Source organism: Burkholderia cepacia, from assembly GCF_001039005.1.
In the GTDB taxonomy this organism is placed as follows: Bacteria; Pseudomonadota; Gammaproteobacteria; order Burkholderiales; family Burkholderiaceae; genus Burkholderia; species Burkholderia theae.
Window position 1 is genome coordinate 1 of the sequence record NZ_LDWR01000061.1, and the last position, 25067, is coordinate 25067.

24 protein-coding genes are annotated in these 25067 nt (G+C 68.1%); 10 read left to right on the forward strand and 14 right to left on the reverse strand.

The window, feature by feature from the left end; translation table 11 throughout:
* Window positions 1–58: 58 nt before the first annotated feature.
* From VL15_RS31810 to VL15_RS31820, 3 genes are all read right to left on the reverse strand, one after another.
* Entirely contained in the window at window positions 59–1678 is a 1620-nt protein-coding gene (locus VL15_RS31810) for an FMN-binding glutamate synthase family protein (RefSeq protein ID WP_048250760.1), read from the reverse strand.
* Between the two features lie 401 nt (window positions 1679–2079).
* Window positions 2080–3234: a tRNA 2-thiouridine(34) synthase MnmA gene (mnmA, locus tag VL15_RS31815; protein WP_048250762.1), complete on the reverse strand. Its 1155-nt coding sequence runs from the start codon at window positions 3232–3234 to the stop codon at window positions 2080–2082.
* A complete protein-coding gene (locus tag VL15_RS31820; protein WP_048250763.1) occupies window positions 3231–3740 on the reverse strand; it encodes an NUDIX hydrolase in 510 nt (169 codons plus the stop codon). The genes mnmA and VL15_RS31820 overlap by 4 nt, the downstream gene beginning before the upstream one ends.
* Before the next feature lie 286 nt (window positions 3741–4026).
* Between VL15_RS31820 and VL15_RS31825 the strand changes: the two genes are divergently transcribed.
* Genes VL15_RS31825 through VL15_RS31835 form a run of 3 tightly spaced genes read left to right on the forward strand, consistent with a single transcriptional unit; the run spans window position 4027 to window position 6946 of the window.
* The gene (locus VL15_RS31825; protein ID WP_048250764.1) at window positions 4027–5166 is read left to right on the forward strand and encodes a Re/Si-specific NAD(P)(+) transhydrogenase subunit alpha; all 1140 of its coding nucleotides are present in this window, start codon (window positions 4027–4029) and stop codon (window positions 5164–5166) included.
* An 11-nt stretch (window positions 5167–5177) separates the two neighbouring features.
* Window positions 5178–5495 carry an NAD(P) transhydrogenase subunit alpha gene (locus tag VL15_RS31830; protein ID WP_048250766.1) on the forward strand — a complete coding sequence of 106 codons (318 nt, stop codon included), beginning with the start codon at window positions 5178–5180 and terminating at the stop codon, window positions 5493–5495.
* Window positions 5492–6946, forward strand: coding sequence for an NAD(P)(+) transhydrogenase (Re/Si-specific) subunit beta (locus tag VL15_RS31835; RefSeq protein WP_048250769.1), 1455 nt, complete (start codon window positions 5492–5494; stop codon window positions 6944–6946). Before VL15_RS31830 ends, VL15_RS31835 begins: the two co-directional genes overlap by 4 nt.
* A gap of 88 nt (window positions 6947–7034) precedes the next feature.
* On the opposite strand, the gene VL15_RS31840 is transcribed toward VL15_RS31835, so the two are convergent.
* Window positions 7035–7955, reverse strand: a complete 921-nt coding sequence (locus tag VL15_RS31840; protein ID WP_048250771.1) for a LysR family transcriptional regulator — start codon at window positions 7953–7955, stop codon at window positions 7035–7037.
* Between the two features lie 80 nt (window positions 7956–8035).
* Between VL15_RS31840 and VL15_RS31845 the strand changes: the two genes are divergently transcribed.
* On the forward strand, window positions 8036–8959 hold the full coding sequence (locus VL15_RS31845) for a carbon-nitrogen hydrolase family protein (RefSeq protein WP_048250772.1): 924 nt from the start codon (window positions 8036–8038) through the stop codon (window positions 8957–8959).
* A gap of 73 nt (window positions 8960–9032) precedes the next feature.
* Here the strand turns inward: VL15_RS31845 and VL15_RS31850 are convergent, their stop codons facing one another.
* Both VL15_RS31850 and VL15_RS31855 read right to left on the reverse strand, forming a co-directional pair.
* Window positions 9033–9719 (reverse strand): helix-turn-helix transcriptional regulator, encoded by a 687-nt coding sequence (locus VL15_RS31850; RefSeq protein WP_048250773.1) that lies wholly within the window; start codon window positions 9717–9719, stop codon window positions 9033–9035.
* 73 nt (window positions 9720–9792) lie between these two features.
* The gene (locus VL15_RS31855) at window positions 9793–10197 is read right to left on the reverse strand and encodes a VOC family protein (RefSeq protein ID WP_048250823.1); all 405 of its coding nucleotides are present in this window, start codon (window positions 10195–10197) and stop codon (window positions 9793–9795) included.
* A 162-nt stretch (window positions 10198–10359) separates the two neighbouring features.
* Here VL15_RS31855 and VL15_RS31860 point away from each other — a divergent pair, with 162 nt between their 5' ends.
* Both VL15_RS31860 and VL15_RS31865 read left to right on the forward strand, forming a co-directional pair.
* The gene (locus VL15_RS31860; RefSeq protein ID WP_048250774.1) at window positions 10360–10692 is read left to right on the forward strand and encodes an ArsR/SmtB family transcription factor; all 333 of its coding nucleotides are present in this window, start codon (window positions 10360–10362) and stop codon (window positions 10690–10692) included.
* Complete coding sequence (locus tag VL15_RS31865; RefSeq protein ID WP_048250775.1) at window positions 10685–11149, forward strand: SRPBCC family protein; 465 nt, start codon at window positions 10685–10687, stop codon at window positions 11147–11149. Before VL15_RS31860 ends, VL15_RS31865 begins: the two co-directional genes overlap by 8 nt.
* 59 nt (window positions 11150–11208) lie before the next feature.
* Here VL15_RS31865 and VL15_RS31870 read toward each other — a convergent pair whose 3' ends face one another.
* From VL15_RS31870 to VL15_RS31895, 6 genes are all read right to left on the reverse strand, one after another.
* Window positions 11209–12510: a THUMP domain-containing class I SAM-dependent RNA methyltransferase gene (locus VL15_RS31870; RefSeq protein WP_048250776.1), complete on the reverse strand. Its 1302-nt coding sequence runs from the start codon at window positions 12508–12510 to the stop codon at window positions 11209–11211.
* Window positions 12511–12688: 178 nt separating this feature from the next.
* Window positions 12689–14812 carry a site-specific recombinase gene (locus VL15_RS31875; protein WP_048250777.1) on the reverse strand — a complete coding sequence of 708 codons (2124 nt, stop codon included), beginning with the start codon at window positions 14810–14812 and terminating at the stop codon, window positions 12689–12691.
* Between the two features lie 474 nt (window positions 14813–15286).
* Window positions 15287–16000 carry a PqiC family protein gene (locus tag VL15_RS31880; protein ID WP_048250778.1) on the reverse strand — a complete coding sequence of 238 codons (714 nt, stop codon included), beginning with the start codon at window positions 15998–16000 and terminating at the stop codon, window positions 15287–15289.
* Window positions 15997–17616, reverse strand: coding sequence for an intermembrane transport protein PqiB (locus tag VL15_RS31885; protein WP_048250780.1), 1620 nt, complete (start codon window positions 17614–17616; stop codon window positions 15997–15999). The genes VL15_RS31880 and VL15_RS31885 overlap by 4 nt, the downstream gene beginning before the upstream one ends.
* Complete coding sequence (locus tag VL15_RS31890) at window positions 17609–18238, reverse strand: paraquat-inducible protein A (RefSeq protein WP_048250781.1); 630 nt, start codon at window positions 18236–18238, stop codon at window positions 17609–17611. The genes VL15_RS31885 and VL15_RS31890 overlap by 8 nt, the downstream gene beginning before the upstream one ends.
* Window positions 18235–18909, reverse strand: a complete 675-nt coding sequence (locus tag VL15_RS31895) for a paraquat-inducible protein A (protein ID WP_048250782.1) — start codon at window positions 18907–18909, stop codon at window positions 18235–18237. The genes VL15_RS31890 and VL15_RS31895 overlap by 4 nt, the downstream gene beginning before the upstream one ends.
* Before the next feature lie 258 nt (window positions 18910–19167).
* Between VL15_RS31895 and VL15_RS31900 the strand changes: the two genes are divergently transcribed.
* The 4 genes from VL15_RS31900 to VL15_RS31915 all read left to right on the forward strand — a co-directional run bounded on the left by VL15_RS31900 (window position 19168) and on the right by VL15_RS31915 (window position 22396).
* Complete coding sequence (locus VL15_RS31900) at window positions 19168–19728, forward strand: cytochrome b (protein ID WP_048250784.1); 561 nt, start codon at window positions 19168–19170, stop codon at window positions 19726–19728.
* Between the two features lie 8 nt (window positions 19729–19736).
* A complete protein-coding gene (locus VL15_RS31905; protein ID WP_048250787.1) occupies window positions 19737–20297 on the forward strand; it encodes a YceI family protein in 561 nt (186 codons plus the stop codon).
* Between the two features lie 63 nt (window positions 20298–20360).
* Window positions 20361–20942 (forward strand): YceI family protein, encoded by a 582-nt coding sequence (locus VL15_RS31910; protein WP_048250789.1) that lies wholly within the window; start codon window positions 20361–20363, stop codon window positions 20940–20942.
* A 176-nt stretch (window positions 20943–21118) separates the two neighbouring features.
* The gene (locus tag VL15_RS31915; RefSeq protein WP_048250791.1) at window positions 21119–22396 is read left to right on the forward strand and encodes an MFS transporter; all 1278 of its coding nucleotides are present in this window, start codon (window positions 21119–21121) and stop codon (window positions 22394–22396) included.
* A 30-nt stretch (window positions 22397–22426) separates the two neighbouring features.
* On the opposite strand, the gene VL15_RS31920 is transcribed toward VL15_RS31915, so the two are convergent.
* Window positions 22427–23941 carry a S41 family peptidase gene (locus VL15_RS31920; RefSeq protein WP_419188707.1) on the reverse strand — a complete coding sequence of 505 codons (1515 nt, stop codon included), beginning with the start codon at window positions 23939–23941 and terminating at the stop codon, window positions 22427–22429.
* 168 nt (window positions 23942–24109) lie between these two features.
* Window positions 24110–25060, reverse strand: coding sequence for a protein translocase subunit SecF (gene secF, locus VL15_RS31925; protein WP_048250793.1), 951 nt, complete (start codon window positions 25058–25060; stop codon window positions 24110–24112).
* Window positions 25061–25067: the final 7 nt, after the last annotated feature.

Here is a 25067-nt window from a genome sequence, read left to right on the forward strand (position 1 = left end):
CCCCGCGGGGCGCTTTTCTTTTTGCCGGGCCGCCGCCGGAGCAGGGCGGCCGCGAGCGTCACTCGATCGACGCGTACACGGCCTCGCCGAGCGTGAACGAATCGCTGCGCGCAATCGGCCACCAGCTGTCGTACAGCGTGAAGCCGCAATGGTTGCCGTCGAGCAGCGCGCCGGGCTTCAGGTACTTCAGCAACTGCGACATCAGCCGGACCTCGTGCGGCGAGATGCGCTGCACGATGTGATGCGCGCGCAGCTCCGACGGATGCGACAGGCCGGCCGCCTGCACGAGTTCCTGCAGCGCGTGCAGCGTATTGCGGTGGAAGTTGTACACGCGGTCGGCCTTGTCGGGCACGACGAGCGCGCGCTGGCGCACCGGGTCCTGCGTCGCGACGCCGGTCGGGCAGCGGCCCGTGTGGCAGGTCTGCGCCTGGATGCAGCCGACCGCGAACATGAAGCCGCGCGCCGAGTTCACCCAGTCCGCGCCGATCGCGAGCGTGCGCGCGACGTCGAACGCGGTGATGATCTTGCCGCTCGCGCCGATCTTCACGCGATCGCGCACGCCGATCCCGACCAGCGTGTTGTGCACGAGCAGCAGCCCTTCCTGCAGCGGCACGCCGACGTGGTCGGTGAATTCGAGCGGCGCCGCGCCCGTGCCGCCTTCCGCGCCGTCGACGACGATGAAGTCCGGCACGATGCCCGTCTCGACCATCGCCTTCGCGATCCCGAAGAATTCCCACGGATGGCCGACACACAGCTTGAAGCCGGTCGGCTTGCCGCCCGACAGCGTGCGCAGCCGCTCGACGAATTCGAGCAGCCCGCGCGGCGTCGAGAACTCCGAGTGCGTCGCGGGCGAGATGCAGTCCTTGCCCATCGGCACGCCGCGCGTCTCGGCGATCTCCGGCGTGATCTTCGCGGCCGGCAGCACGCCGCCGTGGCCCGGCTTCGCGCCCTGCGACAGCTTCACCTCGATCATCTTGACCTGCGGATCGGCGGCCTGCTTCGCGAACTTGTCGGGGTTGAACGTGCCGTCGTCGTTGCGGCAACCGAAGTAGCCCGACGCGATTTCCCAGATGATGTCGCCGCCGTTCTCGCGGTGGTACTTCGACAGCGAGCCTTCGCCCGTGTCGTGCGCGAACCCGCCTTTCTTTGCGCCGAGGTTCAGCGAGCGGATCGCGTTCGCGGACAGCGAGCCGAAGCTCATCGCCGAGATGTTGAAGATCGAGATGTCGTACGGCTGCGCGCGATTCGCACCGACGCGGATGCGGAAATCGTGGTTCGGCAGCTTCGTCGGCGCGAGCGAGTGGCTGATCCATTCGTGCGCGACGGCCTTCACGTTCAGCTCGGTGCCGTACGGGCGATTGTCGGCGACGTTCTTCGCGCGCTGGTAGACGAGGCTGCGCTGCGCGCGCGAGAACGGTTTCTCGTCGGTATCGTCCTCGACGAAGTACTGGCGGATCTCGGGGCGGATGAACTCGAACAGGAAGCGGAAGTGGCCCCAGAGCGGGTAGTTGCGCAGGATCGCGTGACGGTCCTGGTTCAGGTCGTACACGCCGAGCGCGACGAGGGCGGCGGGGATGATGATCCACAGCCAGGAAAGCACGTGGACCGACGCGAGCGCGATCGCCGCGACAAGCAGCAGGATGGCACACCACATCGCCAGATAGCGTCGTGAAAGCATGGGGACTCCTAGGGTCTATTCATGTATGGAACGCGCATGCGAATGCCCGAAATCGCTCGCAGGGCAAGGAGTGAGGAGCGCCGTTTGGCCGAGCCAAACAAGTGACGAACGACACCGCCATGCGGGCGATTTCGGGCATTCCCGTGGAATGATCTACTTAGATTTGGGGTTGCCACGAGAAGGGCCGCTCGCCGCGTTGCGCTCCTTGCGAATACGTCAGTATTCGCGGCGTCGCGCGCCTCGCGAGCGGCCCTTCTCGTGGCAACGCATGCGCGTTCCATACATGAATAGACCCTGCATCTTGAAATACCGCCATGCGTGCGCTGCGCGGCGGTCTGCCGGCCTCGGCGGAATCGTGTTCCGCCGGGCGCGGCGTGCCGCAAGTCTAAACCGAATATGTGTCAGCGTGCGTCGGCGAGCGCCGGGGCGTGGCCTTCCGCCGGTGCGGAATGGCTGGTCGCCGCGGATTCGATGATGCCGCCGCCGAGGCAGATCTCGCCGTCGTACAGCACGGCCGACTGGCCGGGCGTGACGGCCCACTGCGCGTCGTCGAACGCGAGCGAGAAGCGCGCTTCGCCTTCCGGGCCGGGCGCGGCGGCACCGAACGCACACGCCGCATCGGCCTGCCGGTAGCGTGTCTTCGCGCCGCACGCGAAGCCTTCCGCCGGCGGCTCGCCGGCGACCCAGCTCACGTTGCCGGCGACGAGCTCGCGCGACAGCAGCCACGGATGATCGTGGCCCTGCACGACGTACAGCGTGTTCGACGCGATGTCCTTCGCGGCGACGAACCACGGTTCGCCGCTGCCGTCCTTGCTGCCGCCGAGGCCGATGCCCTTGCGCTGGCCGAACGTGTAGAACGCGAGGCCGATGTGCTTGCCGACGACCTTGCCGTCGGGTGTCTTCATCGGGCCGGGTTTCGTCGGAAGGTAGCGGTTCAGGAAATCGCGGAACGGCCGTTCGCCGATGAAGCAGATGCCCGTCGAATCCTTCTTCTTCGCGTTCGGCAGCCCGATCTGCGCGGCGATCTCGCGCACCTTCGTCTTCGGGATCTCGCCGAGCGGGAACATCGTCTTCGACAGTTGCGCCTGGTTCAGCCGGTGCAGGAAGTACGACTGGTCTTTCGTATGATCGAAGGCCTTCAGCAGTTCGAAACGCCCGTCGCGCTCGCGCACGCGCGCATAATGGCCGGTCGCGATCATTTCCGCGTCGAGCGACATCGCGTGATCGAGAAACGCCTTGAACTTGATCTCGGCATTGCACAGCACGTCGGGGTTCGGCGTGCGGCCGGCCGAGTATTCGCGCAGGAACTCGGCGAACACGCGGTCCTTGTATTCGGCGGCGAAGTTGACGGCTTCCACGTCGATGCCGATCAGGTCGGCGACCGACACGACGTCGATCCAGTCCTGGCGCGTCGAGCAGTATTCGCCGTCGTCGTCGTCTTCCCAGTTCTTCATGAACAGGCCGACCACGTCGTAGCCCTGTTCCTTCAGCAGCCACGCGGTCACCGACGAATCGACGCCGCCCGACATGCCCACCACTACACGGCGCTTGCTCATTTGTTGACCGCCTGACGTTCGAATGCCTCGGGGCGCGGCGCGACCGAATGCGTGTGCACGAAATCGAGCGGAATGCGCCGCCCGGCGAGATAGTCGTCGACGCAGCGCATTACCGCGGGCGAGCGGTGGCGCTCGCTGCACGCGCGCAGTTCGTCGGCCGTCATCCACAGCGTGCGGACGATGCCGTCGTCGAGCGCGTGGCCCGCGACCGGCTCGCCGGCCGTGCCGCAGAACGTGAAGCGCAGGTAGGTCGCGCCGGCGGTACCGGGGCGCTCGTAGTGCGCGAGATAGACACCGACGAGCGCGTCGGGCGTGAACGGGTGCGCGGTTTCCTCGAGCGTCTCGCGGATCACGGCGTCGGCCAGCGTTTCGCCGGCCTCGAGATGGCCGGCCGGCTGGTTGATGCGCAGGCCCGTCGAGGTTTCTTCCTCGATCACGAGAAAGCGGCCGGCGTGCTCGACGAGCGCGGCGACCGTCACATGCGGGGTCCAGATTTCGGGTTTCATGGATCGGCATTTTACCGGTTGCGCCCGAACGCTGCCGGCCGTCTGATCAGACGATAGACGAATCCGACCCTCGCGGATCATCCGTCCCGCCGATGCGCGGCGGCGCGGTCCGGGCTAATGTCTCATTCGCGCACGATCGTGCGGAATGTGCTGGCGCGACCACCGCTTTCGGTTAAAGTGCAGCGTGAATGCCGTTGCCCGTGAGCCGGTAAGTCAGCCTGTCCGGCTCGTTGTGCAGTAAAAATCGCAAGAAAAGAAATACTGACAATGACTGGAGGAACTGACGATGCATATTGGAGTGCCTGCTGAAACGCGGGCGAACGAGGCGCGTGTGGCTGCGACGCCGGAAACCGTGAAGAAATACGCGGCTGCCGGCCATCGCATCAGTATCGCGAAAGGGGCGGGCAGCGCAGCCAGTTATCCCGACGAAGCCTATGCGGCCGCCGGTGCAGAATTGACCGACCAGTCGGCTGCTTTTGATGCCGACGTCGTGTTGAAGGTCCAGGCACCTACCGACCCCGAACTGCCGTTGCTCAAGCGCGGCTCCGTGCTGGTCGGCATGCTCGAGCCGTTCAACGCCGAGCAGGCGGCGAAGCTCGCCGCGGCCGGCGTGACCGGCTTCGCGCTCGAAGCCGCGCCGCGCACGACGCGCGCGCAGAGTCTCGACGTGCTGTCGTCGCAGGCGAACATCGCGGGCTACAAGGCAGTGCTGGTCGCCGCGGCGCTGTATCCGCGCTTCTTTCCGATGCTGATGACGGCCGCGGGCACGGTGAAGGCCGCGCGCGTGCTGATTCTCGGCGCGGGCGTCGCAGGCCTGCAGGCGATCGCGACCGCGAAGCGCCTCGGCGCGGTGATCGAGGCCTCCGATGTGCGGCCGGCCGTGAAGGAGCAGATCGAGTCTCTCGGCGCGAAATTCCTCGACGTCCCGTTCGAAACCGACGAAGAGCGCGACGCCGCGCAGGGTGTCGGCGGTTATGCGCGCCCGATGCCGCCGTCGTGGCTCGGCCGCCAGGCCGCGCTCGTGCACGAGCGCGCGAAGCAGGCCGACATCGTGATCACCACCGCGCTGATTCCCGGGCGCCCGGCGCCGACGCTGATCTCGGTCGAAACCGCGCAGTCGATGAAGCCCGGCTCGGTGCTCGTCGATCTCGCGGCCGGCCGCGGCCCGGAATTCGACGGCAGGAAGAGCGGCAACTGCCCGCTGACGGTCGCCGACCAGGTGATCGTGCACAACGGCGTGACGATCGCCGGCTACACGAACCTCGCATCGATGGTCGCGTCGGACGCGTCGGCGCTGTACGCGCGCAACCTGCTCGACTTCATGAAGCTGATCGTCACAAAGGAAGGCACGCTGAACATCGACCTGACCGACGACATCGTCGCCGCGACGCTGCTGTGCCGCGACGGCGAAGTCACGCGCAAATAACGGAGGAGACCATGGAAGTCATCAATCACACGGTGATCAACGTGATCATCTTCGTGCTGGCGGTGTACGTCGGCTACCACGTCGTCTGGAACGTCACGCCGGCGCTGCATACGCCGCTGATGGCCGTGACCAACGCGATCTCGGCGATCGTGATCGTCGGCGCGATGCTCGCGGCGGCGCTCACCGTCGGTTTGACCGGCAAGGTCTTCGGCACGCTCGCGGTCGCGCTTGCGGCCGTCAACGTGTTCGGCGGCTTTCTCGTGACGAGGCGAATGCTCGAGATGTTCCGCAAGAAGGAGCCGAAGGCGGCGAAGGGGGGCGCGCGATGAGCATGAACGTCGTTACGCTGCTGTACCTCGTCGCATCGGTGTGCTTCATCCAGGCACTGAAGGGGCTGTCGAACCCGAAGAGCGCGCGGCGCGGCAATCTGTTCGGGATGGTCGGGATGGCCATCGCGATCCTCACGACGGTCGCGCTGATCGTCAAGCAGGCGGCCTGGCTCGGCGCGAACCTGCCGCTCGGCCTTGCGCTGGTGCTCGGTGCGCTGATCGTCGGCGGCGGGGTCGGGGCATTCGTCGCCGCGCGCGTCGAGATGACGAAGATGCCGGAACTCGTCGCGGCGATGCACTCGCTGATCGGTCTCGCGGCCGTGTGCATCGCGTATGCGGTGGTGTCGGAGCCGGAAGCGTTCGGGCTCGTGCCGCAGGACGCCGTCGCGGCGAACTTCATCCCGTACGGCAACCGCGTCGAGCTGTTCATCGGCACGTTCGTCGGCGCGATCACGTTCTCCGGTTCGGTGATCGCGTTCGGCAAGCTGTCGGGCAAGTACAAGTTCCGGCTGTTCCAGGGCGCGCCGGTCGTGTATGCAGGCCAGCACCTGATCAACCTGATGCTCGCGATCGCGATGCTCGGCTTCGGGGCCCTGTTCGTCATCACGCAGGCGTGGCTGCCGTTCATCATCATGACGGCGATCGCGTTCGTGCTCGGCGTGCTGATCATCATCCCGATCGGCGGCGCGGACATGCCGGTGGTCGTGTCGATGCTGAACTCGTACTCGGGCTGGGCGGCGGCCGGCATCGGCTTCTCGCTGAACAACGCGATGCTGATCATCGCCGGCTCCCTGGTCGGCTCGTCGGGTGCGATCCTGTCGTACATCATGTGCCACGCGATGAACCGCTCGTTCTTCAACGTGATCCTCGGCGGCTTCGGCGGCGAAGCGTCGGCCGGCGGTGCGGCGGGCGGGCAGGAGCAACGCCCGGTGAAGTCGGGCTCGGCCGAGGATGCGTCGTTCATGCTCGGCAACGCGGAAACGGTCGTGATCGTGCCGGGCTACGGGCTGGCCGTCGCCCGCGCGCAGCACGCGCTGAAGGAGCTGACCGACAAGCTGATCGAGAAGGGCGTCGACGTGCGCTATGCGATTCACCCGGTTGCCGGGCGGATGCCGGGGCACATGAACGTGCTGCTCGCGGAAGCGGAAGTGCCGTACGACATCGTGTTCGAAATGGAGGACATCAACGGCGAGCTGGGTCAGGCCGACGTCGTGCTGGTGCTCGGCGCGAACGACGTGGTGAACCCGGCCGCGAAGAACGATCCGAAATCGCCGATCGCGGGGATGCCGATCATCGAGGCGTACAAGGCGCGCACGGTGATCGTCAACAAGCGTTCGATGGCGGCCGGCTACGCGGGCCTCGACAACGACCTGTTCTACATGGACAAGACGATGATGGTGTTCGGCGATGCGAAGAAGGTCATCGAGGACATGGTGAAGTCCGTCGAGTAACGCGCGGACCGGCAACGCGCCCGCCTGCTTCGATTCGCGGGCGGTTCGTCCGGAACGGCCCGACCGGCGCAAGCCGGCCGGGCCTTTTTCATGGTGCGACGAGGTTCGCGACGCAGGCGGCGATCGTGTCCCGCACGCGCACGATCGCCGGGTCGCGCTGGGTGCTCGTGCGCCAGCCGATTTCCACCGGATAGCGCGGCAGCTCGACCGGGCACGCGAGCGCGCGCAGCGGGGCCGATTGCGCGATCGCGCGCGCCGCGTGTGCGGGAATCGTCGCTACTGCGTCGGAGCCGGCGAGCAGGTACGGCAACGCGGCGAAATGCGTGGTCGATGCGGCGACGCGGCGCTTGTGGCCGAGCGCGGCCAGCGCCTCGTCGACGATCCCGATCACGCCGCCCGACGACACGAGCAGGTGGTCGCGCCGCAGGAAATCGGCGAGCGTGAGCGTGCGAGGCGGCCGCGCGCGGGCGGCCGGATCGATCAGGCACGCATAGCCGCCCGTCGCGACCGCGCGGCGGCTGAGCCCGTTCGCCGAGAAGCCGCCCGACGCGATCGCGAGATCGACGCCGTGCCGCAGCAGCGCGTCGCCGGCGATGCCGCTGTGGGTCTGCCGGAAAATCAGCCGGATACCGGCGGCCTCTCGCGCGACCGCGTCGATCAGCGCGCGGCCGAGCGCGATCTCGAAATCGTCCGACAGCCCGATCGAGATCGTGCGGCCGACGCGGTCGCCGCTGTCGGCGGCGATCGCGAGGCTTTCGCGGCAGCGGTCGAGCGCGTCGGACAGGATCGGCTTCAGCTCGTCCGCGCGCGGCGTCGGCGCGAGTCCGCGGCCGGTGCGCACGAACAGCGGATCGGCATAGATCACGCGCAGCCGCGCGAGCGCCGCGCTGACGGCCGACTGCGTGAGATCGAGCCGCAGCGCCGCGCGGCTTGCGCCGCCTTCCTCGTACAGCGCCTCGAATACCTTCAGCAGGTTCAGGTCGAGGCCGGCGATATCATCCGCATTCATGACAGTTATCGTTCTATCGATTTGATCGATGACATCTTATCGATAAAGATGGCGGCATCCCATTCACCGGAGACGCCCTCATGTCCACATCCGTCATCGCCGCGCTGCAGATCGGCGCATCGCCCGCCGGCACGCGCGCCACGCTCGACACGATCCTCGGCTACGAAACCGCGATCCGCGACAGCGGCGCGTCGCTCGTCGTGCTGCCCGAGGCCGTGCTCGGCGGCTATCCGAAAGGCGAGATCTTCGGCACGCGGCTCGGTTACCGGCTGCCCGAGGGCCGCGACGCGTATGCGCGCTACGCGGCGCAGGCGATCGACGTGCCGGGGCCCGAAACCGACGAGCTGGCCGCGCTGTCGCAGCGCACGGGCGCGAGCCTCGTGGTCGGCGTGATCGAGCGCGGCGGCAGCACGCTGTACTGCACGGCGCTGTTCTTCGATCCGCGCGACGGGCTCGTCGCGAAGCACCGCAAACTGATGCCGACCGGCACCGAGCGGCTGATCTGGGGGCAGGGCGACGGTTCGACGCTGCCGGTCGTCGACACGGCGGCAGGGCGCGCGGGCGCCGCGATCTGCTGGGAGAACCACATGCCGCTGCTGCGCTGCGCGATGTACGCGAAAGGCGTGCAGATCTGGTGTGCGCCGACCGTCGACGAGCGCGACCTGTGGCAGAGCTCGATGCGGCACATCGCGCACGAGGGGCGTTGCTTCGTCGTGAGCGCGTGCCAGGTGCAGCCGTCGCCGCGCGCGCTCGGCATCGACGTGCCGGGCTGGGATCCCGAACGGCCGCTGATCCGCGGCGGCAGCGTGATCGTCGGGCCGCTCGGCGACCTGCTGACGGAGCCGCTGATCGGTGAGGCCGGGCTCGTCACCGCGCGTATCGATACCGACGAGCTCGTGCGTGCGCGCTACGACTTCGACGTCGTCGGCCACTACGCGCGTGCCGACGTGTTTTCGCTGCACGTCGACGAGCGGCCGAAGCGGCCGGTGGTGTTTGGCGGGTAAGGAAAAGCGTGCCGGGGAACGAACGGCGGCGGCGCGCGGCACGCACGTGGTGCGCGCCCGCCGTCGTGCCGCGTCAGCGCATCGGCGCTTCCGCGATCCGCATGTAGTCGGCGATCCGCCGTCCTTCCATGTCCGGAAACTGCTCGTGCACGGTGATGTCGCCCATTCGCGCGATGTCGAAGGTGCGGAAATCGTCGCGCAACTCGCACCACGCGCCGATCGTCCAGCGGCCGCCCCAGTAGACGAGCCCGAGCGGCCACACGCGGCGTTGCGAATGTGCGCCGAGCCGGTCGCGATAACCGAAGCTGACGACGTGGCGCGTGTCGATGGCCTGGTGGATCGCGTCGACCTTCGCGCAGAACGTCTCGTCGATGTGGAACGACGGCGCGAACACGGGCAGGCGGTCGAGCGCCGTGCGCTTGTCGGCCGGCATCGCCGACGCGATCTTCGCGAGCGCCGAGCGGGCGCCGCTCGCGAAGCGCGCCCCGCCCCAGGTCTCGAGCATGCGCGCGCCGGTGGCGAGTGCCGAGAGCTCCTCGGCCGTGAACGTGAGCGGCGGCAGGCTCGCGTTGCGGTTCAGCCGGTAGCCGATGCCGGCCTCACCTTCGATCGGCACCCCTGACAGTTGCAGGTCGCGCACGTCGCGATAGACCGTGCGAGGCGACACCGACAGCCAGTCGGCAAGCTGCTGCGCGGTCGTGAGACGACGCCCGCGCAACAGCTCGGCGATCTGGAACAGGCGGTCGGCACGGCGCGTCATGGCAGCACCTCGATTCCTTCAGCAACGGGGACTTCGCGATGATAGCGCCGCGCCGGTCCGATGGCCGATGCGCTCAATGGCATTTCGGCGCGTGCAGGCCGACGCGGTTGCCTTCGGTATCGATCAGGTAGCCAATATAGCCGTAGTTGTTCGGCAGTTCGACGACCGTGCCCTGCACGATGCCGCCCGCGCGCTTCGCGCGTTCGAGCGCTGCGACGACCGACTCGCCGGCGTTCAGGTACACGAGCACGCCGTTCGCGCTCGGCTTCATCTGCTGCGGATCGAACACGATGCTGCCGCCCGTGCTCGACGCATCGCGATCGAACGTGGCCATCGGCACGCCGCCGATGACTTCGCGCTGCAGCGTCGTTTGCAGCACGGTTTCGTAAAAGCGGATCGCCCGGTCGAAATCGAGGGACGGAATGTCGAACCACGCGATCGCGCGCTCCAGGGTTGCGGTGGCAGTTGCGGACGTCATGACGAGCTCCTTGTTCATTCGGGTTTTGTGTGGAAACCAGCCTTGCATTGCGCCGGGATTGCAGTGTGATCGCGGCCTGCTGACACCGTATTGTCAGTAGAGTTGTCACCCTTGACATGCAACCTTTTGGTTGCATAATAAAGCCATTGACCTGGGAGCGGCATGGATCTCGTTTTCAAGGCGCTGGCCGATGCCACGCGCCGCCAGTTGCTCGACCTGCTGTATGCGAAAAACGGCCAGACCTTGTCGGAGCTGTGCGACGGGCTCGCGATGAGCCGGCAGGCCGTGAGCAAGCATCTTGCGCTGCTCGAGGCCGCGAATCTCGTCGCGACCGCGTGGCGCGGCAGGGAAAAGCTGCACTACCTGAATCCGGTGCCGATCCACGACATCGCGGAACGCTGGATCGGCAAGTTCGAGCGTCAGCGCCTGCAGGCGCTGGCGGATCTCAAGCGCGGGCTGGAAGCGGCCCGCGAGACAGGAGACGACGATGGGTAATCCCGCTTTTGTGTACGTGACTTTCATCGCAGCGACGCCCGAGCGCGTGTTCGACGCGCTGACCAACGCCGAGTTGACGAAGGATTACTGGGTGCGGCATCGCAACGCGTCGCCCGACTGGCGGCCGGGCTCGCGGTGGGAGCATCAGGACTACGACGATCCGTCGCGCGTCGACATCGTCGGCGAAGTGGTCGAGAACGATCCGCCGCGCCGGCTCGTCGTCACGTGGCGTACGCCGTCAGGAGACGGCGAGGAATCGCGCGTGACCTATCTCGTCGAGCCGTTCGAGGGCGTCGTGAAGCTGACCGTCACGCACGACGGGCTCGTGGCCGGTTCGGAGATGGATCGCGGGATTCGCGGCGGGTGGCCGGTCGTGCTGTCGAGCCTGAAGACGCTGCTCGAGACAGGGCAGGCACTGCCGTTCACGATGGAGCGCTGGTCGAAGTCGAAGCACTGACCAGCGCCGGGGGAGGCGCGCGCGGGCGCCGCGATGGCGGCCCCGCGCGCTTGTGTTGCTTACGCGTCGCCTTCCGGCGTGGCCGGGCGCGCCTTCACGCTGCCGGCGATCAAATCGAAGCGGAACAGCCGGCATTCGAGCGCGCCGTTGAACAGCGGCGTCTTCGCCGATTCGCGCAGCCGCAGCTGGCCCGGCAGCGAACGGTCGGACGTCAGCAGGAACGCCTGCCAGCCCGTGAAGCGCTGCTTCAGCGCATCGCCGAGCGCGTTGAAGAACTCGCTGTCCGGCGCGTCGGTGTGCGTGCGGCGGAATGCGTCGTCGTTGCCGCGGTTGCGGCCGGTTTCGCGCACCTCGCCGCGCGCGCTGCGGCCGCGCACTTCGATCCGCTCGCCGTACGGCGGGTTCGCGAGGATGATGCCCGGCCCGTCGCACGGCGGCGTCATCCCGCGTGCGTCGACCTGCTTGAGCCACACCGACGGCACGCCCGCGCGCTCGAGGTTCGCGCGCGCCTTCTCGAGCATGTCGCCGGAGATGTCGCTGCCGTACACGCCGAGCGCGTCGGCGCGCTTGCCGCGCGCCGAGCGTTTCGCGTCCAGCGCCGGCACCTTCAGGCCCTGCCACGCGGTGATGTCGTACTGCTTGAGTTTCTCGAAGCCGAACCGGCGCTCGACGCCGGGCGCCACGCCGAGCGCGATCTGCGCGGCTTCGGCGAGGAACGTGCCGCTGCCGCACATCGGGTCGTACAGCGCCGTGCCGGGCGTCCAGCCCGTCAGGCGCAGGATGCCGGCCGCGAGGTTCTCGCGCAGCGGTGCCGCGCCCTTGTCGAGACGCCAGCCGCGCTTGAACAGCGGCTCGCCCGACGTGTCGAGGTACAGCGTGCACTCGTTGGCCGTCAGGAACGCGAACACGCGCACGTCCGGCGCACCCGTATCGATGCTCGGGCGCGCGCCGGTCTTGTCGCGCATCCGGTCGCAGATCGCGTCCTTCACGCGCAACGTCGCGAATTCGAGGCTCTTCAGCGGCGACTTGATCGCGGTGATGTCGACGCGCAGCGTCTGCGTTGCCGCGAACCAGCGCTCCCACGGCTGCTCGAGCGCGAGCGCGTAGACGTCCTGCTCGTTGCGGTACGCGCGGTGCGCGATCTTCAGCAGGACCCGGCTCGCGATCCGCGAATGAAGGTTCGCGGCCATGCCGGCCGCCCAGCCGCCGCTGAAATGGACGCCGCCCGGCACCTGCGCGCCCGCGGTGAACGGCGCGCCGTTCAGGTGTCGGCCGGCGATTTCGGCCAGCTCGGCGGCAAGCGCCGCTTCGAGGCCGCGCGGGCAGGGGGCGAAGAATTCGTACAGGGTGGGCGAGGACATAAGGCGGGGGAGGACGTGCAAAAGTCCACTATTGTACGCGGCGCGGGCGGCCGGGGCCGGGGTTGCGTCGCGGGGCGGCGCGTTTCGGCGCGGCGACGCGGGCGCGACGGCCGCGATTGCGTGCCGGGAGGCCGGTGTGGCGGCGCCTGGCAGGGCACCACCATACCGCCCCGCAGGCTCAGTGCGAGCCCGGCTGACCCGCGCGCGTGGCCTGGCCGCCGGCCGGCCAGAACAGCGCGAGCGGATTCGACAGCATCGTGCGGATGATCGCGGCGACGAGCGCGCGGACCTTGGTCGGGCGCAGGCTGCGCGAACGCACGGCCATCGTGAACGCGAGCGCGAAACTCACGAGCACGTTGAGGATCGCCATGCTGAGCACGCCGGCGCCGGCCCACCACAGCTCGGGCGTCCCGAGCGCATCCTTGCCCAGCACGCCGAGCGCGATTCCGATCGAGCCGGCCGACAGCGTCACGTGTCGCACCTCGAACGGGAACATGAACACGGTGACGATCGCCGGAATGAGGCCGAGCATCAGGCCGAGGCCGACGTTCGCGACCACGCCGGCGACGTTCGAGCGGCAGAAGTGCGCGAGCTTCGCGGCGCCGGCCGCACCGAGCGTGAGGCGCAGCCGGCGGTTGTACGTGAGCGCGTCGCCGACCCGGTGCAGCACGAACCAGTTGTCGGCCCAGCCCGCGAGCAGGCTCGACGCCCACAGCAGCACGCCCGTCAGCGCCGCGTAGAGCGGCGTCGGGCCGAGCAGCGAGAACGAGTGCAGCGTCGTGTGCGCCTTCTCCGGCGAGATCAGGTTCGCGTGCAGCACGTTGCCCGCGAACAGTTGCACGAGCAGGCACACGGGCAGCACGACGAGCACGTTGCCGGAAATCGCGGCCGCTTGCGTGCGGATCAGCGCGATCACCGACGAGACGAACGTCTTCACGCCTTCGTCGTGGCCGGTGTCGTCGAGCTCGCGCGCGAGCGTCGGCGCGGTCATCGCGGGCTGCTTGGTCGCGAGCGTGAAGTGCAGGAAGTGCATCAGCATGAAGCTGGCCGCGTAGTTGACGCCCGCGAGCAGCCCTTCGAGCATCGATTGCAGGTGCGCGCCCGTGATCGCGAACTTTACGCACACGGTCGCGACCGTGACGAGGCCGCCGCCCGCGGCCATCCGCAGCATCTTCAGGTACTCGGCGCGGCCGCGCGAGATGTAGTGCTCGCCGGTATCCGCGTTGGTCTCGACCAGCTTGCGCGCGAACAGCGAGAAGTTGCTGCGCACGAGGTGCATCACGCTCTGGCTGTTCTGGTTCGCGTCGACGAGCTCGGCCGTCAGGCGCGCCATCCCGTGCAGGTCGTCGCGCGCCATCCACGCGTTCAGCAGCGTTTCGGCGCGCAGGATGCGCATGCGCATCCGCTCGACCTGGAACACGATGTCGACCGATACGCCGTTGCGGTACAGGTGCGAGAACACGTCGTCGACGGCGATCCGGCATTCGTCGAGCAGCACGCGCAGGTAGTTCACTTCATGCAGCAGCTTGCTCGGGTCGCCGCCGTCCTCGACGGCCGCGTGCGCGGTCTCCACCGCGAGCATCGCGCGCGTGAGGCGGTAGAACGGCTGCGTTTCGAGCGGCTTGCGTGCATCGTCGTCGGACAGCCGGCTGCGCACCGTCTGCGACAGGCCGGTCGAACTGATCTGGCAGGTCAGGTTGTGCAGCGCGGCCAGCAGGTCGCGCGAGAACGAACCCGGCTCGTGGCGTTCCTCGTCGGTGACGTCGAACGAGATCAGGTCGGCGAGGCGCGCGAGCAGATCGTCGGGCAGCGCGTCGATCCATTGCACGTCGTCGGGCGTCGGGAACATCAGCGTGAAGAGCGCCGACAGCTCGCGGCGGTTCGGCGCGGGCGGGATCAGCGACGAGTCGATCCGCTCGAACAGCGCGCCGAAGAAGCCCGAGTGCACGGGCATGCCGGCGTCGCACAGCAGCGAGATGCCGTCGCACTCGCGCAGGACGCCGCGCAGGATGCGCGCGGCATGCGCTTTCCATGCGGGGTTGCGATCGAGCACGTGGAACAGGTAGCGCAGCCGAGCATGGGCCGGATACGCACGCGCGTCGGCGTCGCGATCGGCCGCGGCTTCCTGCGCGGCCTGCATCGTGCCGCCGCGGCGCAGCCAGTGCGCGAGTTCGATCAGCCATTCGCTGCGCTCGGCATACGACGCATCGGCATCGGCGTGCGCGAGCAGCGCATCGAGCTGGTGACCGGCATTGCGCGACGCGCGCCACTTCTTGATCAGGGTCGTCAGGGAACGAAACATAAACGGAATAGCGAAAGCCCTGGACGGGCGGGTTCGGGATGCCTGCCGGGAAATCGGCACGGCGCCGGGGAGAACGGGTGAGACGGGGCCGGTTGCCGGACGATGCGCGGCGACCCGCGATGCGGCTGCCCCGCTGCGATGCACGCCGATCGCGTGCAGGCGCCGGGAGGCACGGCGGTCGGGCCGAACGCGGCCCGGCGCCGCTGACTGGCGCGCCCGACGGGCGGCGCGAGCCTGAAAGTGCGTAGGATCGTCAATCGGGCGGGAAAACGCAAGCCGACCGCGTTGATTGGTGCCGGTTCCGGCCGACTTTGACAAACAATGCAAACCGGCCGTTCGGCCGATGAAGGCAGGGCGAGGCAGGCTGCGGCCGGATCATGCCGGTGGCTGCCGGCGATCGCGATCGGCCGCACCGGGCCGGACGAAGCCGCGCGGACGAACGCCGCTTCGGACGTTCGCCTGCGCGCCGCACGCTTATGCGCCGGATTTGCCCGTCGTGCCGTCGCTGCCCGATGTCGGGTTGGCCGGGCACGGCACGACCGGCGCGGCGGCCGTCTTGCTGCCGGTCTGCGGCGCCGTCGCGCCGCGGCGTGCGGCCATCGCGCGCACGCCGGCCGCGGCCTGCGCGGCAATCACGTCGAGCGCGCGCCGGTGGCCGGCGACGAGCGCGTCGTAGCCGTCGGCGACCGGTTCCGCGACGCTCGTGCGGCAGGTCATCACGGCCTGCGTGCCGAGCGAGCGCACGCTCCACACGGCGTCGACCGCCGCGCGTTTGCCGGGCCACGACTCGAAGCGCTGCACGTTCACGCTGACGCGATACACGGGCACGCTGGCCGGGTACGCGGAATTCGCGACGTCGATCGTGCCGAGCTGCGCGGCGAGATCGTCCGACAGCGCGCGGCGGATCTCGTCGGCGGGCGGCGACGCCCAGCGTTCCTGCTCGAGCACGTCGACCTGCGCGGCGTTCTTCTGCACGACCAGCTGGTTCTTCGCGACCTGCTCGGGCACGCCGACGGACGGCACCTCGATCAGGAACGCCGGGTTGGCCGGCGCGGTGCGTACCGGCGCTGCGGCGTCGGCCGGGCTGAGCGTGTAGAACCGCGCGGGCGGCGAGCTGCACGCGGCGAGCGCGAGTGCGGCGATGGCCGCCGCCGCGCCGCTCGCGAAACCGTTCACGCGTGTCGTCATTGTTGATCTCCTGGCTTGCCCTTGAGCAGCGATTCGGGGTGACGCTCCAGATAGTCGGCGAGCGCGTTCAGCGACTGCAGCGTGCGCGTGAGCTCCTTCAGCGCGCCGCGCACGTCGGACTGCAGCGGCGAATCCTGCTGCAGCGTCGCCTCGGCGGTCGAGAAGGTCTGCTTCGCGGCCGACAGCGTGTCGCGCGCTTCCGGCGCGACCTGCGTGTCGAGCTGCTTGAACAGCTTGTCGGCGTTCGACAGCGCGCTGTTCAGGTTCGCGCCGATCTGGTCGAACGGCACCTTGTCGAGCTTCTTCGCGATGTCGGCGACCTGCAGCTGCAGTTCGTCGAGCGTGTTCGGCACGGTCGGCAGCTCGAGCGGCTGACGCGACGTGTCGAGCTTCACGGCCGGCGCCTTCGGGAAGAAGTCGAGTGCGACGTACAGCTGGCTCGTCAGCAGGTTGCCGGTGCGCAGCTGGCCGCGCAGCCCGTGCTGGACGAGCCGCTCGACGATCTCGCGGCGGGCCGGTTCGCCCTTGCTCTCGATCGTCTCGCGGAAGCGGCGGCCGAGGCGCTCCGGATACACGTTCATCGTCACCGGCATCGTGAAGTTCTTCGCCTTCGGATCGTAGTCGATGCCGATGTTCGTCACTTCGCCGAGCACGATGCCGCGGAAGTCGACCGTCGCGCCGACGGCGAGCCCGCGCAGCGACTGGTTGAAGTTCATCACGACCTGCAGCGGCTGGCCGTCCGGGTCGCGCATCGCGTCGCCCTCGTCGGAGCCCAGGCGGAACGTCGTGTTGTTCGGCGCCGTCGTGCCGCTGCCCTGGTTCGGCGGCGTCTGGAACGCGATGCCGCCGAGGATCACCGTCGCGAGCGACTGCGTGTTCAGCTTCAGGCCGCTCGAATCGAGCCGCAGGTCGACGCCGCTCGCCTGCCACCAGCGCGAGTTCACGCCGACATACTGGTCGTACGGCGCGTTGACGAACACGTTGAACGTGACGCCCGTGCCGTCCTTGTCGAGCGAGAAGCCGACCACCTGGCCGACCTGCACGCGGCGGTAATAGACGGGCGAGCCGATGTCGACCGAGCCGAGCGAATCGCCGCGCAGCACGTATTGCGCGCCCTTCTGGTCGCCGGTGACGGCCGGCGGCGTCTCGAGGCCCGTGAAGTCGGTCTGGGAATCCTGCCCGCGTCCGGCGTCCACGCCGATGTACGCGCCGGACAGCAGCGTGCCGAGCCCCGACACGCCGGTCGCGCCGATGCGCGGACGCACGATCCAGAAGCGCGAGCCCTTGACCGCGAAGTCCTCGGCTTCCTTTTTCAGCTGTACCTGGACGAGCACGCGCGACAGGTCTTTCGACAGCTTGATCGTCTTGACCATGCCGATCTCGACGTCCTTGTACTTGACCTGGGTCTTGCCGGGCTCGAGCCCTTCGGCGCTGTGGAAGCTCAGCGTGATTTCGGGGCCGCGCTCGCGCACGGACTTGATCACGAGGCCGATGCCGATCAGCGCGGCGATCAGCGGCACGAGCCAGACGAGCGACGGCAGCCAGCCGCTTTTCGTCGAGATCGTCGGATCGGGCGGCCGGGGCGCGTCGTGCTGCGGGCCTTGTGGACTATTCATTGAGATTCCCTGAGGTTTCGACTGGATCCCAGATCAGGCGGGGATCGAACTGCATCGACGCGAGCATCGTCAGGATCACGACGGAGCCGAACGCAAGTGCGCCGGGGCCGGCCGTGATGACGGCGAGCGAACGGAAATGGACGAGCGCGACGGTGAGCGTCACGACGAAGATGTCGAGCATCGACCAGCGGCCGATGCGCTCGACGATCCGGTAGAGGCGCGTGCGCTGCATCGGCCGCCACGGCGAGCGGCGCTGCGAACTGATCACGAGGATCGTCAGCACGCCGAGCTTGAGCATCGGCACGAGAATGCTTGCGACGAACACGACGACGGCGAGCGGCCAGTCGCCCGACACCCAGAAATAGATGACGCCGCTCATGATCGTGTCTTCCTGCGAGCCGACGATCGACGACGTGCGCATGATCGGCAGCAGGTTCGCGGGAATGTAGAGGATCACGGCGGCGAGCAGCAGCGCCCACGTGCGCATGATGCTGTTCGGGATGCGGAAATGCAGCACGGCGCCGCAGCGCGCGCAATGCGCGTGCGGCCGGTCGAGCGTCTGCACGAGCCCGCACGAGTGGCAGCTCGCATAACCTTCGCGTGCGGCGGTCGGCGTCGTCATCGGCGGGCGGCCTCGGGCAGCGGCGCGGCGTCGTCGGGTTGGGCCGGCGGTTCGGGCGAGCGCCCGGCGCGCAGGTCGTCGGCGATGTCCCACAGCGTGCGCGGATCGAACATCAGCACGACGGCGATCATCAGCGTGAGCGCGGCGAACGCGAACAGCGCGGCATCCGGCACCACACGCGCGAGACTCACCATCTTCACGATCGTCACGAGGATCCCGAGCATGAACACCTCGATCATCCCCCATGGCCGCACGAGCTCGATCGCGCGCAGCACCAGGTTGAAGCCGGGCGGCACGACGCCGCGGCGGATCGGTAGCAGCAGGTACAGCAGCGCGGCCATCTCGACGAGCGGGAACAGCACGGTCGAGCAGAACACCATCACGCCGACGATCGCCATGTCCTGGCGCCACAGCGAGTCGATCGCGCCGATCAGCGTCGTCTGCACGCGGTTGCCGTTCACGTCCATTTCGAGGATCGGGAACGCCTGCGCGATCGAGAACGTGATCAGCGCCGCGAGCGCGAGCGCGCAGATCCGCTCGATCTGCGCGGCGCTATTGCGATAGAGCAGCGCGTCGCAGCGCGGGCAGCGCGCGATTTCGCGGCCGCCGAGGCGCGGTTTGTGCAACAGTGCGTCGCACTCGTGACAGGCAATCAGGTCGTTTCGTTGCATGGAAAATGCGGTTGTGCGACGGCGGGGGGACGCGTCGACGGGGCCGGAACCCGCGCCAATCTTACCAAAAGGCCTTTTTTGGCGTGTCAACGATCGCGTGTTCGGTGACCGAGCGGTAACATGACAGGAAACGGTCAGGCGGCTGGCACGCCTGTCCTCAGAGTCCGCGCACGTCAAAAGGTTGCGGTAGCATGGCGCCCTTGACAAGCGTCGGACTCCTGGCCGGCGCGGCTGTTCGCTGAACTGAGGAAATCCAAGATGGCATCGAATTCGCTGCCGGCCAAGCCGGTACGCTATACGCAGACCGCGATCGCGCTGCACTGGCTGATCGCGCTGCTGATCGTCTGCGGTTTCGCGCTCGGCTGGGTGATGACGGACATCCCCGGCTTCACGCCGACGAAGCTGAAGTACTTCTCGTGGCACAAGTGGATCGGCGTGACGGCATTCGCGCTGGTCGTCGTGCGCGTGCTGTGGCGCGCGACCCACGTGCCGCCGTCACTGCCGGGCGATACGCCGGCATGGCAGCGCGCGGCGTCGAGCGGCGTGCACTTCCTGCTGTACGTGCTGATGCTCGTGATTCCGGTGACGGGCTACCTGTACAGCTCGGCGGCGAACATACCGGTCGTCTACCTCGGCATCGTGCCGCTGCCGCGGCTGATCGACCCCGATCCGGTGCTGAAGGAAACCTTCAAGACGCTCCACGTGTCTTTGAATTACATTCTGCTTGCGCTCGTGTCGCTGCACGTGGTCGCCGCGCTCAAGCATCAGCTGTTGGACCGCGACGGGCTGCTGTCGCGGATGCTTCCCTTTGCCAAATGAAGGATCCCATGAAAGTGTCTTTCTCCCGCTCCATGCTGACCGCGTTCGCCGCGGTGTCACTTGTCGCGTCGGGCGCGGCGCTCGCCGATGTCGATCTCGCGAAGAGCAAGGTGTCCGCCGTGTCGAAGCAGATGAACGTGCCGACCGAAGGCGCGTTCAAGAAGTTTTCCGCGCAGGTGAAGTTCGACCCGGCGAAGGCCGCGCAGGGCAGCGCCCAGATGTCGATCGACGTCGCGAGCTATGACCTCGGCGACAAGATGTACAACGACCAGGTCGCGGGCAAGGACTGGTTCGACGCGAAGACGTACCCGCAGGCGACGTTCGTGTCGTCGGCGATCGCGCCGGCGGGCGGCAACAAGTACAACGTCACCGGCAAGCTGACGGTCAAGGGCAAGTCCGAGACCGTCACGGTGCCTGTCACCGTCACGCAGAGCGGCGCGACGCAGACCTTCGACGGCGTGCTGCCGATCAAGCGTTCGACGTTCAACGTCGGCACCGGCGAATGGAAGGACACGTCGGTCGTCGCGGACGAAGTGCAGATCAAGTTCCATCTCGTCGCCACGAAGTAAGCGGCGGCCTGTCACCTCAATGAATGCCGCGCGAGGGCGCGGCGCCGTTCCAAGGAGAAAGAGTTGAAAAAGCATCTGATGATCGCCGCGGGCGCGCTGGCCGCTTCGCTGTCGTTCTCGGCGTTCGCCGACAGCGCGACGTACCAGTTCGACCCGGCCCACACGTACCCGAGCTTCGAGGCCGACCACATGGGCGGCCTGTCGGTCTGGCGCGGCAAGTTCGACAAGTCGAGCGGCTCGGTGACGCTCGATCGCGCGGCGAAGACGGGTACGGTCGACGTGACGACCGACATCGCGTCGATCCACACGGGCAGCACGAAGCTCGACGAGCATCTGCAGACGGCCGAGTTCTTCGACGTCACGAAGTTTCCGCAGGCGAACTACAAGGGCACGATCAAGTTCGACGGCGACAAGCCGGTATCGGTCGTCGGCAACCTGACGCTGCATGGCGTCACGAAGCCGGTGACGCTGAAGATCGACGCGTTCAAGTGCATGCCGCACCCGATGCTCAAGCGTGAAGTGTGCGGTGTCGACGCGGTCGGCGAATTCAGCCGCGACGATTTCGGCCTCGACTACGGCAAGCAGTACGGCTTCAAGATGAAGACGAAGCTGCTGATCACGGCCGAAGCGATCAAGCAGCAGTAAGGTTTCCGGCCGGGCCAGCCCGGCGCGAGCCAACCGCCGCGTTCCCGTTGCCGGGGGCGCGGCGGTATTTTTTTGCGCGCCTATAATCGCCCGAGCGCCGCCCGCGGCGCCGGGCAGGCCGACGGTGCCGCAAGCGGCCGCCTCGAACAGAACGTACAACGACAAGGAGATCGCCGATGCATGCCGCCACGCAGTCCCGTTCCATTGCCTCGTCGCCGCGCGTGTGGCGCGCGGTGGTCGCCGCGTCGATCGGCAATGCGCTCGAGTGGTTCGATCTCGTCGTCTACGGCTTCTTCGCGGTGACGATCGCGAAGCTGTTCTTTCCGGCCGGCAACGACACCGTGTCGCTGCTGCTCACGCTCGGCACGTTCGGCGTGTCGTTCTTCATGCGGCCGCTCGGCGCGATCGTGCTCGGTGCGTATGCCGACCGCGCGGGCCGCAAGGCCGCGCTCACGCTGTCGATCCTGCTGATGATGGTCGGCACGCTGATCATCGCGGTGCTGCCGACCTACGAGACGATCGGTGTCGCGGCGCCGGTGATCCTCGTCGCCGCGCGGCTGATGCAGGGCTTCTCGGCGGGCGGCGAGTTCGGCAGCGCGACCGCGTTCCTTGCCGAGCACGTGCCGGGCCGGCGCGGCTTCTTCGCGAGCTGGCAGGTCGCGAGCCAGGGGCTCACGACGCTGCTCGCCGCCGGCTTCGGCACCGTGCTGAACGCGCAGCTCACGGCCGCGCAGATGGCCGCGTGGGGCTGGCGCGTGCCGTTCTTCTTCGGCCTGCTGCTCGGGCCCGTCGCGTACTACATCCGCACGAAGGTCGACGAGACGCCCGAATTCCTCGCAGCCGAAGGCACCGCGAACCCGCTGCGCGACACGTTCGCGTCGCACAAGGCGCGCCTGGTCGCCGCGATGGGCGTGGTCGTGCTCGGTACCGTCGCGACCTATCTGGTGCTGTTCATGCCGACCTACGGCGTGAAGCAGCTCGGCCTCGCACCGTCCGCGGCGTTCGCGGCGATCCTCGTCGTCGGCGTGATCCAGATGGCGTTCGCGCCTCTCGTCGGCCACTGGTCGGACCGTTACGGCCGCGTGCGCGTGATGGTCGCGCCGGCCATCGGCATCCTCGTGCTGATCTATCCGGCGTTCGCGTATCTCGTCGCGCATCCGGGCTTCGGCACGCTGATCGCGCTGCAGGTGCTGCTCGCGTTCCTGATGACCGGCTACTTCGCGGCGCTGCCGGGGTTGCTGTCCGAGGTGTTCCCGGTGCAGACGCGCACGACCGGGATGTCGCTCGCGTATAACGTCGCGGTGACGATCTTCGGCGGCTTCGGGCCGTTCATCATCGCGTGGCTGATCCGCGCGACCGGGCTGAAGACCGCGCCGAGCTTCTACCTGATGTTCGCGGCCGTGCTGAGCCTCGCGGCGCTGATCGTGCTGCGCCGGCGGTTCGGGTTTCGGTGACGTTCCGGTGACAGGGCAGGCGGCGGCGCGTCAGCTGCCGCCGCGCTCGCACACGGGCTGTGCGGGCATCAGCTGAGCCGGCGCGTCGACGGTCCGCACCGGGCGCCTCGCGAGTGCGGCGAGCGCCTGCTGCAACTGCCAGTCGCCGGCGGTGCCGAACGCGCGCTGCGGCAGCGCCGCGCTCTTCGACGTATCGACCTTCGCGCGCACACGCTGCTCGCGCAGTGCCTGCCGTTCCTTGCGCACGTGCGCGAACGGGTCGGGCGCCAGCCGGTCCGCATACGGCGCGCGGGCGAGATCGGCTTCCCGGTACCACAGCAGCACGCCGTCGACGTCCGAGTCGCGGCGCGGCGGCACGAGCCAGTCCGGCACGACGCCGTAGCCGTCCATCGGGCAGCCGTCCGGCCGCAGGTTGCGCGCGAACGTGACATTCAGGCGCGTGCCGTCGATCAGGTCGACACCGGTCTGCGCGAGCCCCTTCCCGTAGGTCGGCATGCCGAGCAGTTTCGCCCGGCCGAGATCCTTCAGCGCCGCCGCGGTCGCTTCGGCGGCCGACGCGCTCTGGCCGTCGACGAGCACGACGAGCGGCACGGTGCGCCACCAGTCGTCGGCCTGCAGCGGCGCGAGCGGATCCTGCCCGTGCATCACCGGCAGTTCGTAGTCGGGCCAGTTGGTCGAGAAGCGGCGGCGGTTGGCGTCGCCGCGCTCGACCGTCACCATCGCGGTGCGGTCGCGTCCCGCGAACAGCGCGGTGATGCCGATCGCCGCATTGAGCGCGCCGCCGCCGTTGATGCGCAGGTCGAGAATCATGCCTTTCACCGGCGGGCCTGCACGGCGCGTGGCCTGCACGGCGTCAATGTAGTTGCCGATCGCCGGTTCCGGAAAGCTCGACAGCCGCGTATACAGGATGTCGCCGGCGAGCCGCTTCGCGATCGCCGGATGCGGTTTGACGATCGCGCGCACGGGCGCGAAGTTCAGCACCGCATGGTTCGGGCCGCGCTGCACCGTGAGCTTCAACGGGACGCCCGCGTCGCCCTTCGCGAGTTTCACGAGTTCGCCGCTGTCGATGCCGACGACGCTCCTGTCGTTCATCGCGACCACGAGATCGTCGGGACGCACGCCGGCCTTCTCGGCGGGCGCGTCGGGAATCACGTCGATGATGTGCAGTCCGTCGGGCCGCGTCTCGAAGACGATCCCGATGCCCGGTGTGCCGTCGCGCGCGCGCCGCTCGTCGTCGCGCCGTTCCTGCTCCTCCTTCGCGTTGAAGAAGCGCGCGTACGGCAGCGTCTTCATGCCGTCGTGCACGGTGGCGTCGAGCAGCGCGCCGATGTCGACGTCGGTCAGGTGCTGCTTCTTCAGTACTTCGACGGCCGCCTTCAATTCGCAGAGCTGCGGTTCCCAGTCGGGCGGGCAGGGCGACGGCTGCGACGCGGCGGGCGGGGCGGAGGCGGATTGCGCGCGGGCCGGCGGCGCGAACGGCATGACGACCGCCGTGACGGCTGCGCTGCAGAGGGCGAGGCGAAGAACGGCACGCACGGGAGGCATCATGGAAGCCGCAGGTTCGGACGGGTGGCGGGGGCGGGACGCCGACGATTGTAGCCGACGCCCCGGCGGGGCTGCCGCGATCCGGCCGAGGCGGGCCGCGGCCCGCGCATGAAAAAAGGCCGGTCCTGTCGGACCGGCCTTTTTGCGTTTGCCGAAGCGGCGCGCTGCTTAAACCTGCGCGCCCGCGTTCGGATCGTCCGGATCGTGCGCGGTCTTCTTGTCCTTGATCAGGTCTTCGCGCTTGATGCCGAGCCACATCGCGAGCGAGCCCGCGACGAACACCGACGAGTAGATGCCGAACATGATGCCGACCGTCAGCGCGAGTGCGAAGTAGTGCAGCGTCGGGCCGCCGAAGAAGAACATCGACAGCACCATCATTTCCGTCGACGTGTGCGTGATGATCGTCCGCGACATCGTGGTCGTGATCGCGTGGTTGATCACTTCCTGCACGTTCATCTTGCGTTCGCGGCGGAACGTTTCGCGGATCCGGTCGAAGATGACGACCGACTCGTTGACCGAGTAGCCGAGCACCGCGAGGATGGCCGCGAGCACCGCCAGCGAGAACTCCCACTGGAAGAACGCGAAGAAGCCGAGAATGATCACGACGTCGTGCAGGTTGGCGATGATGCCGGCGACCGCGTACTTCCATTCGAAGCGGAACGACAGGTAGATCACGATGCCGATCACGACGCACGCGAGCGCGAGCAGGCCGTCGGTCGCGAGCTCCCGGCCGACCTGCGGGCCGACGAACTCGACGCGCTGCAGCGTGACGTCCGGGCTCTGCGCCTTCAGCGCGTTCATCACCTGGTCGCTCTGCTGCGCGGACGTGAGGCCTTCCTTCAGCTGCAGCCGGATCAGCACGTTGCGCGACGTGCCGAAGTTCTGCACCTGCGCGTCGGCGTAGCCGAGCTTGCCGAGCGTCGCGCGCACCGGTTCGAGTTCCGCGGTCTGCTGGTACTGCACTTCGATCACCGTACCGCCGGTGAATTCGACGGACAGGTGCAGCCCGCGGTGGAACAGGAAGAACACGGCGGCGAGGAACGTGACCAGCGAGATCACGTTGAACACCAGCGCGTGCCGCATGAACGGAATGTCTTTACGGATGCGGAAAAATTCCATGGTCTCG

What these genes read in the sequence shown, in the direction of transcription:
- VL15_RS31810 (WP_048250760.1), bottom strand. Translation starts at nt 1,678, where the DNA reads ATGCTTTCACGACGCTATCTGGCGATGTGGTGTGCCATCCTGCTGCTT.
- mnmA (WP_048250762.1), bottom strand. Translation starts at nt 3,234, where the DNA reads ATGAGCAAGCGCCGTGTAGTGGTGGGCATGTCGGGCGGCGTCGATTCG.
- VL15_RS31820 (WP_048250763.1), bottom strand. Translation starts at nt 3,740, where the DNA reads ATGAAACCCGAAATCTGGACCCCGCATGTGACGGTCGCCGCGCTCGTC.
- VL15_RS31825 (WP_048250764.1), top strand. Translation starts at nt 4,027, where the DNA reads ATGCATATTGGAGTGCCTGCTGAAACGCGGGCGAACGAGGCGCGTGTG.
- VL15_RS31830 (WP_048250766.1), top strand. Translation starts at nt 5,178, where the DNA reads ATGGAAGTCATCAATCACACGGTGATCAACGTGATCATCTTCGTGCTG.
- VL15_RS31835 (WP_048250769.1), top strand. Translation starts at nt 5,492, where the DNA reads ATGAGCATGAACGTCGTTACGCTGCTGTACCTCGTCGCATCGGTGTGC.
- VL15_RS31840 (WP_048250771.1), bottom strand. Translation starts at nt 7,955, where the DNA reads ATGAATGCGGATGATATCGCCGGCCTCGACCTGAACCTGCTGAAGGTA.
- VL15_RS31845 (WP_048250772.1), top strand. Translation starts at nt 8,036, where the DNA reads ATGTCCACATCCGTCATCGCCGCGCTGCAGATCGGCGCATCGCCCGCC.
- VL15_RS31850 (WP_048250773.1), bottom strand. Translation starts at nt 9,719, where the DNA reads ATGACGCGCCGTGCCGACCGCCTGTTCCAGATCGCCGAGCTGTTGCGC.
- VL15_RS31855 (WP_048250823.1), bottom strand. Translation starts at nt 10,197, where the DNA reads ATGACGTCCGCAACTGCCACCGCAACCCTGGAGCGCGCGATCGCGTGG.
- VL15_RS31860 (WP_048250774.1), top strand. Translation starts at nt 10,360, where the DNA reads ATGGATCTCGTTTTCAAGGCGCTGGCCGATGCCACGCGCCGCCAGTTG.
- VL15_RS31865 (WP_048250775.1), top strand. Translation starts at nt 10,685, where the DNA reads ATGGGTAATCCCGCTTTTGTGTACGTGACTTTCATCGCAGCGACGCCC.
- VL15_RS31870 (WP_048250776.1), bottom strand. Translation starts at nt 12,510, where the DNA reads ATGTCCTCGCCCACCCTGTACGAATTCTTCGCCCCCTGCCCGCGCGGC.
- VL15_RS31875 (WP_048250777.1), bottom strand. Translation starts at nt 14,812, where the DNA reads ATGTTTCGTTCCCTGACGACCCTGATCAAGAAGTGGCGCGCGTCGCGC.
- VL15_RS31880 (WP_048250778.1), bottom strand. Translation starts at nt 16,000, where the DNA reads ATGACGACACGCGTGAACGGTTTCGCGAGCGGCGCGGCGGCGGCCATC.
- VL15_RS31885 (WP_048250780.1), bottom strand. Translation starts at nt 17,616, where the DNA reads ATGAATAGTCCACAAGGCCCGCAGCACGACGCGCCCCGGCCGCCCGAT.
- VL15_RS31890 (WP_048250781.1), bottom strand. Translation starts at nt 18,238, where the DNA reads ATGACGACGCCGACCGCCGCACGCGAAGGTTATGCGAGCTGCCACTCG.
- VL15_RS31895 (WP_048250782.1), bottom strand. Translation starts at nt 18,909, where the DNA reads ATGCAACGAAACGACCTGATTGCCTGTCACGAGTGCGACGCACTGTTG.
- VL15_RS31900 (WP_048250784.1), top strand. Translation starts at nt 19,168, where the DNA reads ATGGCATCGAATTCGCTGCCGGCCAAGCCGGTACGCTATACGCAGACC.
- VL15_RS31905 (WP_048250787.1), top strand. Translation starts at nt 19,737, where the DNA reads ATGAAAGTGTCTTTCTCCCGCTCCATGCTGACCGCGTTCGCCGCGGTG.
- VL15_RS31915 (WP_048250791.1), top strand. Translation starts at nt 21,119, where the DNA reads ATGCATGCCGCCACGCAGTCCCGTTCCATTGCCTCGTCGCCGCGCGTG.
- VL15_RS31920 (WP_419188707.1), bottom strand. Translation starts at nt 23,941, where the DNA reads ATGCCTCCCGTGCGTGCCGTTCTTCGCCTCGCCCTCTGCAGCGCAGCC.
- secF (WP_048250793.1), bottom strand. Translation starts at nt 25,060, where the DNA reads ATGGAATTTTTCCGCATCCGTAAAGACATTCCGTTCATGCGGCACGCG.